The organism is Butyrivibrio sp. VCD2006, from assembly GCF_000423925.1.
Lineage (GTDB): Bacteria > Bacillota > Clostridia > Lachnospirales > Lachnospiraceae > Butyrivibrio.
The window spans coordinates 1-14,350 of record NZ_AUIX01000051.1; the positions used below are offsets into that span (position 1 = coordinate 1).

The window sequence follows — 14,350 nt, forward strand, 5'->3', positions numbered from 1 at the left end:
CATCAGATTCAGACTTCGTATGTGCATTTGGAAGCACTGGAAAACTCCGCAGAATAGAGCAAAGAATCTTATAAAACTTGGAGTTCCTAAATGGGCTGCATGGAGAACCGCATATTCAAAAGGATATGCAAGAGTCTGTCATGCATCTGATATATCCCAAGCTATAAGCAATAAGAGATTAGCCTCATTCGGACTAATCTCTATGGTAGACTACTACACCAAAAGGTGTGTTACTTGTTAAGTTGATTGAACCGCCGTGTACCGAACGGTACGCACGGTGGTGTGAGAGGTCGGAATTTCTCAATTAAGAGAAATTCCTCCTACTCGATTATAATCACAATAAAGTTGGATAATGAAAATAATATTTAAAAAATGATTTTAGACCTTGATTTTTTTAGTCAAATGTTTTATCATAAATATAACTGATAATGTGTAATTAAGTTTCAAATATGATTGCAAAAAGACAATCATATGCTTGCTTTTTGCGGAAAAATTTTAATAGATCCAGGGCAAAACTATCGTGAGGTAGTGACGCAAAGCTAAAGGGTCTGATTAGTACAGTTTCTATGGACGTTACTGTGCTTGATTCAGATAGCCAGCTGCCTGTGCCGGCAGTATGTAGAGCACAGCAATTGTAGTGGTGATTTGCCCTGTTTGATTGGATTCAAACGGGGCTTTTTGTTTAATGAGAATTACTGAGGATTTCGAGAGCAAAATTCAATTTTATTTGATAAGAAATCCTGTCTTAGTTGACCAGCAACATGAGGGAACAGTTATGGCCAAGAGATATTTTAGAAAAAATACAGTTGAGAATTATGCAAAAAGGCATGATTTTTTAAGGAGATGGATATCTGCGATGCTGGTTGTAGCATTGCTTATTACTACTGTTACCCTATATGCGATGAATAAATCTGCATCAGCTGTCACAGAAGAAGGCGCAGATGCGGTTGGAATGGTGCTTAACTCTGATAATTCTGATAGTTATGACGATGGCGGAAGTGACATTTCTGATCAGGCTCTTTTAGATGAAAACAACGGCAACGAGGATTCTGAGGAGAGTTTCTCTGATGCTGGCACAGATGATGAGAGTCTGAGTAGTGAAGATGGTGGAGAAAGCACAGAGGGTTATACTGAAGAATCTGCATTGGAAAATGATTCTGAAAACAATCAGGAAGAAAATAATGAGAATTCCGGTGCATCTGATCAAAACTCTGATGGTTCAGATGTAGAGAACATATCAGATGCTGATTCACAGGGAAGCGGAGAAGGTGCTGGCGAAAATGGCGATAATGCCGATGAGAGCAGAGAAGATGGCTTAAATGAGGAGTCATCTGAGGAAATAACAGAGGAAACGTCTAAGGCCTCATTGGCTAATTCAGACGGTGAAGGAGTTACTCTTACTTCTGATGTTAAGCTCACAGTATCCTATATTGATGAAAATGGAGAACTTGTCAAAGATGAAGACGGCATAGCAATTGCTGATGAAAGAGAACTAAACCTCTCAGAAGGCCTGGACCTTTCATCGGATAGCAGTGATGTTCGAAGCTTTGAGGGATTTTCATATGCAGGTGCAACACTGGATGGTGTACCTGTAATTGGCATAGCTGTAAAAAAGACAGAGGCGACTGAAGAAAGCGAAGGCTACAAATATTATGAAGCTATAGCTGTTGACGGCGATAGCTACGATGTTACCCATGATGCAAGCCTTGTTATTACATATATTAAATCAGAAACTGACTTGGCTGATGAGGATGATGTCAAGAAAACAAAGGTCATTATTGATGATGTCAGCATGATGGCTGTATATGTTAACGCCCTTGGCGAAAAGATTACAGATGACAAAGAACTGGAAATTTCTGAAAGTCTGGATTTCACTAAGGCTGAGACAATAGAGAAGCTTGAGGGCTATTTTTTCAAAGAGGTTACATACCAGAATGTAAAGGTTGCTTCTGTAAATGTAGTGGAAAAAGAGATCACTGATGAGATGATCGACAAAGCCATAGAAGCCGGAAAGAGCACTGAACTGACAGCATCGAAGAAGTCAGAGAGTTCTGATGAGAATAAGGAAGAGGCTGCAGAGGCAGAATCCGAGGAAGAAGCAGTAAATGATAAAACGGAAGCTTCTAATTCTGAGACGACAGGTAAGAATATTGTCATTTTCTCAGAAGATGAGGATGGTACAAGAAAATTCGAAGAAGGTAGTGCGACTACCTATAAGACTTATGAGATCGTAACGGCTGAAGGTGAGACGATTGAAGTGTCAGAGGATGCCGAGTTATCGTTTGCATATCTTAATGCTAATACTAAGGAGCTGTTTGAGGTTAAGAACGACAAGGTTACTGTCACTGCGAAGCTTTCAAATCCTGCATCACTTCCTGAGGGAGTAGAGCTTGTTGTTTCAGAGATAACCGAGAATTCAAACGGTTATAACTATGACGCATATATGCAGGCAATGAATGAGAATGCTGAGAATATTGCGCAGGCAAGCGGTCAGGAAGAAGCACAGACTTATGATGAGAGCAATACGCTCCTTTTTGATATATGTTTTAAGCTTGATGGAGTTGAGTATCAGCCTGAAGAGGGTACGGTTGCAGTTTCAATACAGCTAAATGACAATCAGATTTCTGATGACCTTGGTGCTGAAAATGCTGAGGATGTCACTGTAATACATATGCCTGTATCAGAAGAAGTCATGCAGAATGTTGATTCAACCGAGGAAGCAACCGGAATATCTTCGAGTGATATATCTGTTGAGGTTATGCAGGAGAGCAATGTTGACCTTGAAGGAAACCAGGATAATGTGGATTTTGAGACGGATAATTTTTCGGCTTGGGCTATCACGACCAATGGAACATATACCTGGTCCGGAAACCAGACTGCGTCTGCCCAGGAAATAGCGGCAGATCTTGGTGATAACATCTATTTTAGCGTTGTTGCCAATACACTTGATATTTCGACACATGCTGAAGGAAATGTGGCGATTATAAACCTTGGACAGTGCCAGAATGAATCACTTGGTAACTCCTTGAATGTTTATACACATATTGGCTCGTTTGAACTTAGTGTTACCAGAACTGCAGCTAAGGCGGGGACATATAAGTTTGCGATTTACACTAATGCTGACGGAAGTGGCTCTCCTGTGCATACATTTAGTATAAATGTTAAGAATAACGGAGGAAGCGCTACATATACAGTTCCTCTGTATTCTCTTCCTTACTCTAATCTCTATGTATTTGAACTGGATGGCAGAGGAAAACCTATAACTGACTCGGCAAAATATGTTTCTACTGATAAGATTGCGGGAAGCAATTCTCTTCTTGGAACTTTCAGTGATAACTACGTGGAAAATATTGGAAACCATGAGCCTAAGGATGTATTGCAGAGGGTAGACGGGCAGACCATAAATCTTTACGTGAAGGGCCATAACAAGGTATATAGAAAAACCGGAACTGAGGTATCGTCTTATGGTCTTAACGGGGCTTATCCTGTTAATGTGAATTCGCTTCTTTCAAGTGCTTATGATCTTTCAAAGAAGCTTGCATATCTTAGAACTACGGACACGGTTGAGGTTGTAAACATTAAGGCATCCAAAGGCACATTCAGAAAGGATGTGGGAAATGCACTTGGCTATGATCAGAACTGGCTCACCAACACAGGCTTTAATTTTGGTGAAAAGCTGCTTGTTATAAACCTTGATCTTACCAAATACACTGGCGAAAAATACGAGATCATGCAGTTTATGGCAAACGGAAGCCTCTCAGGCAGAGAGTGGGAAGAGGTTGCCAATCAGATAATAATCAACCCGGTGCAGAAGGATTCAAACGGCAGTTATGTTCCGTATACAGGAGAACTTGTTCTTCAAACGACATCCGGAACAGTTATTGCGCCTGCTGCATATGTTAACCACAACGCCGGTAACCATGTAGGATCTATTATTGCCGGCTATGTTAATCATGCAAGCGGCGAGATTCACAAGATGACCATCCACAGATATTTAAACCTGAAGGGTAATGTGACAATTACTGATGGGGGTACAAAGAAGGGCGATCCGCTTGAATTTAATCTGTATAAGAAGGTCAATGGCTCTACTGATAATGTGTCAGATACTTTCACATTTACTCTTGAGAGACTTGTTGATGATAACAGATGGATCACTATTGACAACAATATTCATAATAATGGAAGTAATATAATCTACAGAGTTGATGACATATCCGCAAATAACTGTCTTAAGGATATGGAGGTAGGACAGACTTATTACTTTAAGATAACTGAGAATAATCTGCCCTCGAATTCTCCTTATACGAAGGATTCATCGATAATCCTGATAAAGGTGAAGAATTTTGCGGCAGATGGTGCTGAGACTAACTACTATCGTGTAACTCCTTATAAAATCGGAGAGGATGGTAGTGAAGTACTTGATGAAAATGGTTATAAGGTGACAAATCCTGAATACTGTGATCTTCTTGCTTACCCGTCGCAGGCTTCGGGCTATTGTAATAACGATCATAGAATCAAAGATGATGATATCGCTTTTGATAACATGGAGGGCGGTAGCATTATTGTAAGAAAAGCGTGGAATTATGACTGTTTCAAATATCCTTACATATATGTATATATATGCGCAAGAGCCGAAGGAAAGGACCTTCCTGAAGAGAGCAGACTTGTTACACTGAACTGGGAAAATGGCTGGATAACTGAAGTTACCGGGCTTAGAGCGACCACCGGTAAGGGAAATCCCATTATCTACAGAGCGGCTGAGGTTAATGCAGTGTTACCGAACGGAGAAATCCTGGATTTCAACACTGTAAAGGCGATGCTTGATGCCGGTGATCACAGACTTTTGGTTTATGATGAAGCCACTGAGAAAGGAAGCACTTCAAACGGAGGCGGAGCTACACTTCCTCAAAGTAAGGTAAAAATCAGTACTGCAATAAATGGCTACGTGGTGAGCTATTCAACAACTGTGCAGAATATGTCCAAGAAGTATGGCGGAAGCGCATGGCAGAGAGTTGGGCTTGTTGATGGTCACGGCGGAGAAGTGACTATAACCAATACTCAGGTTATTGATTTTGAGGCAACCAAGAACTGGGTACTTGATGGAAAGGATATGCCTACAGTTGACAAGATCAAGGTTGAACTCTGGATGCAGTCAGCAAATATTAAAGATCAGGCAACGGGATTAGAGCCTGTTCTTACTACAACAGGTGTTACTCCCTCACTGAAAGGTGCTGATAAGGCCTGGAAATATACATGGAAGACATTGCCCTGCTTTGACGAAAAAGGCGAACCAATAACTTACTATGTCAAGGAAACAGTGGTGCCTGAGGGATTTTCATCCGATGCTGATACAGCCGGCAAACTGGTAAAAACTGTTTCCGAGGGGTACAGGAATACGCAGACAGGCTGTGAGAGACTTAGAACGGTATCCATAACCAATACTGCGAAGCCTCTTAAGCTTAAGATGAAAAAATTCCTTGATAATAAAGATCCCGGAACCGAGAAGTATGATTTCATGATCAGTATGTATGATCCTGAGTACGATGAGATCAGAGGTACCGACTTGGATTCAGTCTACACTGTCGTAACAAATAATGGCAGTGACATTGATTACGTGCTTGTACCAAGTGCATGGGAAATGAAAATAGATGGTACTTACTATTTTGTTATAAGAGAAGGTGAGGGCCATTCTGATAACAAGGTGGAATGTACGTCTGACACCGGCGTGATAATAGCGAAGGTTGTTTATACCTCATTAGACAGTGCAGACATTCATTACTATAAAGTAGAAAATAAGGATGACGTTGACCTCCTTATCAGAGATAACTCTAAGGCTCCTGATTTGTGTACAAAAGAGGTCACTGATAATGATGTTGCCTTTTATAATAAGACCGGAAAAGTAATGGATATTTCCGTTATAAAGGAATGGGACAGACTTGTCGGAGAGCCTCTCACAGATGCATGGACACCTGATAACATCTTTGATGTTACGGTAAAACTCTATCGTGAAGGCTCAAGCGGTGTTGAGGAAGTAGGAACAAAGACAATATACGTATCTGATAACTCAACTGCGGATTCCAAGAAGGCAAGACTTGGCGGAAGAGGTGATTACCCTGATGTCTGGAACTATAAGTCAAATCCTATTGTCTTTGAGGAGCTTGCCGTAAAGGATGAGAAAAATAAAGACTACAGATATTTTGTTAAGGAGTTCTATGGCGATACGGAGCTAACCCTTAACGGAGATACTGTAAATGGCTTTAAGCTCACGGGAATAAGCGAGGTTAAGGAGGGTGATGATACTGTATTCACACTCCATAACACACCGTACCTGATAATTGAAAAAGAGTGGACCATAAACGGTGAAACCGTTGCTTACGAGAGCACCAAAGATTTTGGGACAGTTTTCGTGAACCTGTACCAGTCATACAGAAATTCGGATTCGGATGGTGATTATGACGAGGGGTTTAGAGTTATTCAGTCCACAATAGCACTAACATATGAGAACCACTGGACTTATGAGACTCCTGTTGAGAGAAAGCATGACTGCGTACAGCAGTATGTTTATTACATATGTGAATGTGATTCACAGGGTAATGACTTTGCTGAGAACAACAGGGTGACGTATTTTGATTACAATGAGAATAATGTGACGAAGCTTTCGGATTACAGATACGAGCATGGATTCACTGACAGAATGAACGGCGGCGTAGGTGGTACTCATGTCTGGAAGGCTGCATACGTTTCAGGAAATAACTTCCCGTTCATTAAGCTTAAGGTAGTAAATGAGCGTACTTCATATTCACTGCCAAGTACAGGTGGAAGCGGAGTTTCTGCATATTACTACCTGGGTATAGCTTTGATCGCAGTTGGGCTTTTGGGATATGTGCTCATTGTTGTTATGAAATATGGCCGCAAGAGACGATGATTTGCCTGATTTTTGAATGTGGAAACGCAAAGTGGTACTGGTAGTTTAGACTTTAATTAATTTATATTGATGATATAATATTATTGCTGCTTTTTTGCGCCGATTTTTTTAAGGTATAATCTAATAACCGTGTGTAATACAGTGTTTAAGGAGTTATATGGCACAGAAAGAATTACGAAAACTGAATCGTAAAGAGCTTCTCCAGATGCTTGTCGAGTTCTCTGAGGAAAGTGAGTCAATCAGGTCTCATGAGAGAGAAATGCAGGAGCAATTCGATAAAGAAAGAGAGCAGCTTTTGCAACAAATGGCTGATGAAAGAGCCGATCTTCTGGCTAAATTTGATGAAGAGAGAGCTGAGATGAGAAGTAAATTCGCTCAGCAGAAGGAAGAACTTCAGGCTCAGTTTGCCAGGGAAAAGGCGGCATACATACAGCAGGCCGCTATGGAGAGAGCTGCGCTTCTTAACAGCTTTAATGAAGAAAAAGCGGAGATGCGTCAGAAGTTCAATGAGCAGAAGAACAAAGCAGAAGCACTTTTCCAAAAAGATATCACGGGCTTGAGAGCAAGGCATGAGAGAGAATTCAAGGGATTCCATGCGAGACTTGAGAGAGAAAGAGACGCTCTTCACGCTGAGGAGGAGAAGAAGCTTGAGCAGATCGCTGAAGCAGGAACTCTGGCTGAGGCTGTTCTGTCAATAAATGGATTCTTTGAGGCAGCAAAAAAAGCCGCTGAGCAATATGAAGAAACGATTAAGAAGATTGAAGCAATGAGAATTGCTGAGGCAGAGCGTGGATTTAAGCCGGAAGAAAAGGGTGAATCCGAAGAGATGCTTACTATCAAAAAGCTTTCCGGAACACTTAAAAGATCAGCATCAAAGGCTGCAAAAGAAACGGATATTGATGATGGGGCAGATACTGCAGTAGATACTGATGTTGAGTCTGCTGAGGAGAAAGCGTCTGCAAAGAAGACTGCAGCAAAGAAGACCACAGCTGCAAAGAAGACTACAGCGAAGAAAACTACAGCAACAAAGAAGACTACAACCAAAAAGACCACAGCTGCAAAGAAGACTACAACAAAGAAATCTACTACTAAGAAAACAACTGCAGAAGAAGTTGCGGAAACTAAAAATTTGGATGAGGCATAAATGTTTGAAATTACTATGCATTCATGAGTAATAGTTTCTGTCAAGTACGAATTATGAATTTTTTATTACATTTTCCGTCAACATATAATTTAAGTTTTATTTTATAATGAGTAAGCTAGCCGCTGGAGCGATGTTTTATTTAAGCGGTAAAGCATGATAAATAACAAGGAGTCATATGGATACAGGAAATAAAAATGTCCAAGTAGAAAAAACTCCGGAAGATCAATTAAATAAACCGTCGCTGGAAGAGCTTAGAGCAGAGCTTAAGAGAGAATACAGAAAACACGACTATAAAAGAACCTTTAGAAATACAATAGTAGTAATCGTAGTTGTGGCAGCTCTTTCGGTATTGGTATCAAGCTTTTTCATCACTGTGCTTAAGGTAACGGGTGACAGCATGACACCTACACTTGAGACAGGTCAGATAGTAATTGCCAATAACTATTCCGAGTTTAAAACAGGAGAACTGATAGCTTTTTACTATAATAATAAAGTGCTTGTTAAGAGAGTTATCGGATCGCCGGGAGATTGGGTCAACATTGACGAGAACGGTAAGGTTTCTGTCAATGGTATAGAGATTGAGGAAAAGTATATCTCAGATCCAAGCCAGTACGCTGAAGGCATGGGCGAAGGTGATAAGATTGAATTTCCATATCAGGTACCTGAAAAAAGGTATTTTGTATTGGGAGATCACAGATCGGTTTCGATTGATTCACGATCCACAACCGTCGGATGCGTCTCATCAGAGCAGCTGATCGGCGGAGTATTTTTCAGGCTTTACCCTTTTAAAGATTTTGGGGGAATAGAGAGTAAAGCCAGCACCGGCAAAGAAAGTATGGAGGAGCCGGATTTGCAGTAATAGGGCGGAGAACAGGTAAAAGGGACGGAAAGAATGAGGAAATTAGACAACAATCGCGTTGAGGGATTTGTAAAAAAGCACGTTTTCTATAAAAGATGGATATCTGTGATGCTAGTTGTTGCACTACTTGTTACCGGTACAACAATGTACTCACTGAATAAGTCAGCATCCGCGGTATCTGAGGAAACCGCAGAAGATGTAGGAATGGTGCTTACAGGCGAGACAAATGAAGAGGGAACTACTGATGTCGCCGTTACAGATGACTCTGAGAATACAGACAACGCGAGTTCTGCAGAAGAGAGTTCTGATAGCACTTCAGCTGAGGATGCTTCCACTACAGAAGTGAGTGAGGCTGAGAACGCAGAGAACTCTGAAAGTTCTGAAAATCCAGAAGCAATCACTTCATCAGATGAATCCAATTCAGAAGTAACAGAACCAGAGACAACTGAAAATTCAAGCGAAGAGACAAGCACAGATGATAATGCAGCTACAGAAACATCTGCTGAGCAGGCTGCTGCATCAGATGAGACAACTCCCGTTGATGCTGCAGAGACAGCTCCTGCTGAAACTGAAACAGTGCAGGCTGAGACAAACGGAGAGAACGGATTACTTGCTGACACTAGAGATACTGAGCTCACTGAGGATGTTGTACTTACAGTTTCTTATGTTGACGAAGCAGGCGAGAAAATTGCTGACGAGAGAGAGATCAGTCTTTCTGAGAGCCTTGACTTCAACACTGAGGCACCTGTGCAGGAAGGATACGAGTTCAAACAGGCTTCAATTGATGGAAATGTTATTACTAAGATCGTAGCGAAGCTCGATGCAAACGAACATAAATATTATGAAGTAACTCTTGCAAATAATAATGAAGCTTCAGAATCAGTTTCTAATGGAAATGCTTCAGAGAATACAGAAGAAGCAACAGTTATTGTAATAAAGGAGAACAAGACAGTTGTTCTTACATACAATAAGATAGAAGCTTCCAGAACTGAGTACGTATTTGAAAACGAGAAAGTAAGAGTAGTAGCTACTCTTGAAAAGGCAAGTGCAATCCCGGATGATGCTGAGTTTGTTGTTACCGAGGTAACATCTGAGACACCCGGATATGACTACGATGCATATATGAAGGCTCTCAATAACGGAGAAGAGTCATCACTTGCTAATCATAACGAATTAAATACAATCCTCTATGACGTTGCATTCCTTGTTGATAAGAAGGATGAGAACGGCAATGTCATCGAAGGAGAAAAGACAGAATATCAGCCTGAAGAGGGAAGCGTTTCAATTAAGTTTGAATTCCTTGAGAAGCAGCTTGAGAATCTTGACGCTACATCAGGCGAGGAAAATGGAATTGAAGTAGTTCATATGCCTCTTGATGAGAGCATCAGAGAAAGCGTTGATACAACAGCAGACGCAACTGAACTTGAAGCTACAGACATAACTACTGTCCCTGTTGAAACAGAGGTTGTTTCAGAAACCGAAGAGGTTGCGATTTCACTTGATAACTTCTCACTTGTAGGTTTTACAACAAACTTTACCGGAACAAGAGTATTTAATAATCACGGAAGAATACTTACATATACGGTAAATGAGGAGAAGGATGCCTATAAGAGCAGCACATACTTCGATAGACAGCTTGTATTTGGAGTAGCAGGTAACTTCCACATAGTTGCATTTGATACTGCAAGACTTAGCACACATACAAATGGTAATGTGCTTGCGCGGACACTCTATGCAGATTCCAATTTCGGAACCAAGAATCTTGATGACGAGCTTTCATATGTTCAGAGCATTAGCAAAGCTAACGGAAATATGGCTTCCGCTAACAATCATGTACTTGCTGTTGGAAGTACTGTTACACTTAACATCATTGAAAATGAGAATTTCTTTGGTGTTACTACAAGAGGAAATGGTAACGAACCTCAGAAAATTACAATGCCTCTCAATATAATTCAGGATAAGAGTACAATTGATAATCCTTATATTGATCTGGCAGCTGTTAAGGAAGATATCACAAGATTATCCGAAGAGATGTCAAAGACCTCTGACGGCGGAGTGGATGACTCGCAAAATTCTACTTCCGAGGTTACTATCAGATATACAGGTGAAGGCGGAGCAGGTTATAAGACATATAAGGCTGAAGACTGGAACAATCTTGTAGCAAACAAAGAATTGAAATTTGTTTTCGATCAGGGTGGAAATGTATATCCTGATGAAGCAATTATTATCAATATTGACTGTGCCGGTGCAAGTGAAATCAAGATGCCTAATAAGGCTAGTGAGATTAAAGTTGGAAATGAAATACTTTCAACTAGTGAAGAAACAGCAATAAAGGCCGGAAGAGTTGTTTACAACTTCTTCAACGTTGATAAGACCACCGGAAACGGTAAGAATATCAAGCTTCAGGAGATATTCGGACAGGTAATTGCTCTTGGTGCTAACCTCGAAGTCAACACAGGAAATGGTAACTTCATCGCAGAGAATGTTACTATTTCCGGTGAAACTCATAGAAGAGACTTTGTAGGAACTACTAAGAAGAAAGCACTTGTAAGAATTGAGGCAACAAAGAAGGTTGATGGACAGAATCCGACTGCTGAGCAGGTATATGATTTCGTTGTTGAGCATGGAACAGCTGATGATAGAGGTAATCTCACATTTGACAGTGAGCATGCCATTACTGTAAGCAATACGATCGAGGAAGTAAGTGCTGATGTTTCAGACTTTATCGAGAAGAAAAAGGCTACTTATTACTTCAGAATTCATGAGCTTGCAAAGGAAGGTGATGAATCAGTTGTTTATGATGATAGCTATTATCTTGCGAAGGTAGTTATCGGAGAGAATATTGATGGTTCAACAATCACCTATGCACCTGAATCAGTTACTTACTATAAGATAAGTGCTGATAAGTGTAATATTAATAAGTTGGGTTCACCTATTGCAGGCGATAAGCCGGAATTTAAAAACTCGATTAAGAGACCTATAGATATAACCCTTTATAAGCTTCTTAATAATGAAAATCCCGGAGACGTGGTATTTGATTTCAAGATCAAGCGTATTAAGGACGATTTTACAGGATGGTCAAACGGAAATGGAAATAACCTCATTCATAATGAGAAGGATGAGATAAAGTATTCTATTGATCCTGTTGAATGGTCGATGGATCCTTTCTCAAAGAAGACATATTATTTCAAGGTTACAGAGGAATCCATTAAGGGTTACATGATAGACAAATCAATCATCTTTATAAAGGTTGATTATTCTAAGAGTGCTGAGGAGCCGGAAGTAACTTATTGGAGACTGAATCAGAATGAGAGTAATTTCAGTTACTGGGTAAATCTGCTAAAAGAGGCTACTGACAGTAAAAATTCGAACTTTGTGAAAGATTTCCTGTCTGGAATATGTAACGATCAGGCCAGGAAGGTTACAGATAGAAACGGTTTAGCGTTCAGAAACTATATTGGAGGTCAGGGCAATCTCAGAATCCACAAGATGGTAGTAAACGATTTTGGTTCTGATTTTGTAAGAGACAGTAAAGAGGGACGTGCGCTTCTGTCAAATATCATATATCGTATAACGGACAATAAAACCGGTAACTATATAGTATTTAAGACATTTACCGGACATGCTAAGGATGAGGGCGAAGCTCAGTTATATGATAAGAATCATAACTTCTTAAATAAGACATATAAAGTTATCTATAACCAGAGTGCGCAGTGGACAATAATTGGTATACCCGCAGGAACTTATACTGTTGAAGAGGTTGCTGATGGTCTTACTCTTGCATATGATTATGCATCCAACACCAGTTCACCGATAGAGTCGACAGACCTTTCACGAGTAACGAAGTATGATGTGACTGTTGATGAAGAGGAAGTTGGTTTAAATACTTACGGAGTTGGCGGAGAGAACTACAGAGTTGTATTCTCCAAGAATCTTGGCGGAGAAGATCATCACACTGATTTGCCGCCGAGCAATGTACTTGTCGGTAGTGCGGATATTGCAAATGTTTCTCATACAGAGACCGTTCAGGTATGTAATTACTACAGTAAGCCGATCGGACCTATCAAGGTGTTCAAGAAGTTTGCCGGCAGTGAAATGACAGACTCAATGCAGTTTACCTTCAAGATTGAGGGTGTAGGATATTCAGCTGTTGATTCAGCAGGTAATCCAGTTTCGCTGAAGGCACAGCCTTTGCCGATTATGTCCAAGAAGGTTAATGATAATCCGAATGACCATACATACACGACTTGGACTCAGGATACTGTAACGCTTACTCTTGCTGATATGACTAAGCAGCAGGATGGCTCCTACACAGCTGAGGCATTGTTTGCTTCGATACCGTTTAGATTTGAAGGCTATTATTACTATAAGATTTACGAGCAGGATACAGGTATCCCCGGTATCGCATATGATGAAGCTGTTTATTATGTGAAGATCCATGTAACGAAGAAATATACTACATTCTCTAAAACATATAAAGCTGAAAATATGACTCATCCGAATTTATACAGAGCTGAGAAGGAAGCTAATAAAAGCGTTACTCTTCCGGATGAAGACTTCTATTATCTTGGAGCTGTAGTAACATATTGCAGTGATGCTAATTATTCAGATGAAATTGCAGTATGTGATCTTTCACTGGGTAAGGGAGTAAATACCGCTGATCCTAAAACAAATAAATTTATTGCAACCTTTACGAAAGGTAAGGTTGAGGATGTTGCATTCATCAATACCAGAAGCGGTAACTTAACAGTTGAAAAGGCTTGGCTTACATTTGACGGTACAGATGATTCGGCTAACCAGTCATCACTTAACCTGAGTATATGGCAGAGAGTTGAAGGAACTTCTACCTGGACAAAGTATGGTAATGACATAGTTCTTCAGGCTAATAAAGATAATCCTGACTTGAACTGGAAATATACAGTAACTGATCTTCCTCTTATGAATAAGGAAGGCAAGAGATATGAATACTGTATAAAAGAAGCGGATAGCTTCCTTAATACTAATGCTGTTACATATGAATATACCGATACAGATGGAAATAAAACAAAGGTAGTTGCAAATGACCAGGTAAAGATATCTGTAGATGCAGTAACAGTATTTGATACTGGATATGCTATGCATGTAGGAAGTGACGAAGTAAGCTACGGTCACGTGAAGGTTACCAACACGAAAGTTGTAGTAAATACACTTCCGGCAGCAGGCGGAATGGGAGCACTTCCATTCTCAGTAGCTGGAGCCGTTATGTCGGTAATTGCACTGATTGGAATGTCAATTTATCGCAGAAAACGCGAAAGAGAGTAATTACTTAATACTCAAAAAAGAGGAGATTTGTTCCTCAAATATAAGGTTTAAGATGCCAAAGGCATTTTAACAAAAGTGCTCATTTGCACTTCAATAGATACAAAGTAACTCAAAAATGTCT

Annotated in this window: 4 protein-coding genes, 1 pseudogene and 1 riboswitch; all 5 genes and pseudogenes read left to right on the forward strand. The window is 40.3% G+C overall.

Translation table 11 applies throughout. The features are described from left to right. Positions 1-241, forward strand: a pseudogene (locus G586_RS26810) (group II intron reverse transcriptase/maturase); the annotation flags it as partial. A gap of 257 nt (positions 242-498) precedes the next feature. Then, positions 499-607, forward strand: a riboswitch (cyclic di-GMP riboswitch). Between the two features lie 168 nt (positions 608-775). Next, the gene (locus G586_RS0115995) at positions 776-6,925 is read left to right on the forward strand and encodes a Cna B-type domain-containing protein (protein WP_026528533.1); all 6,150 of its coding nucleotides are present in this window, start codon (positions 776-778) and stop codon (positions 6,923-6,925) included. A gap of 157 nt (positions 6,926-7,082) precedes the next feature. Next, positions 7,083-8,069 (forward strand): hypothetical protein, encoded by a 987-nt coding sequence (locus G586_RS26310; protein WP_051204853.1) that lies wholly within the window; start codon positions 7,083-7,085, stop codon positions 8,067-8,069. Between the two features lie 175 nt (positions 8,070-8,244). Beyond that, positions 8,245-8,928: a signal peptidase I gene (lepB, locus tag G586_RS23470; protein ID WP_051204854.1), complete on the forward strand. Its 684-nt coding sequence runs from the start codon at positions 8,245-8,247 to the stop codon at positions 8,926-8,928. 33 nt (positions 8,929-8,961) lie between these two features. After that, positions 8,962-14,229 (forward strand): Spy0128 family protein, encoded by a 5,268-nt coding sequence (locus G586_RS0116010; RefSeq protein ID WP_026528534.1) that lies wholly within the window; start codon positions 8,962-8,964, stop codon positions 14,227-14,229. Positions 14,230-14,350 lie beyond the last annotated feature (121 nt).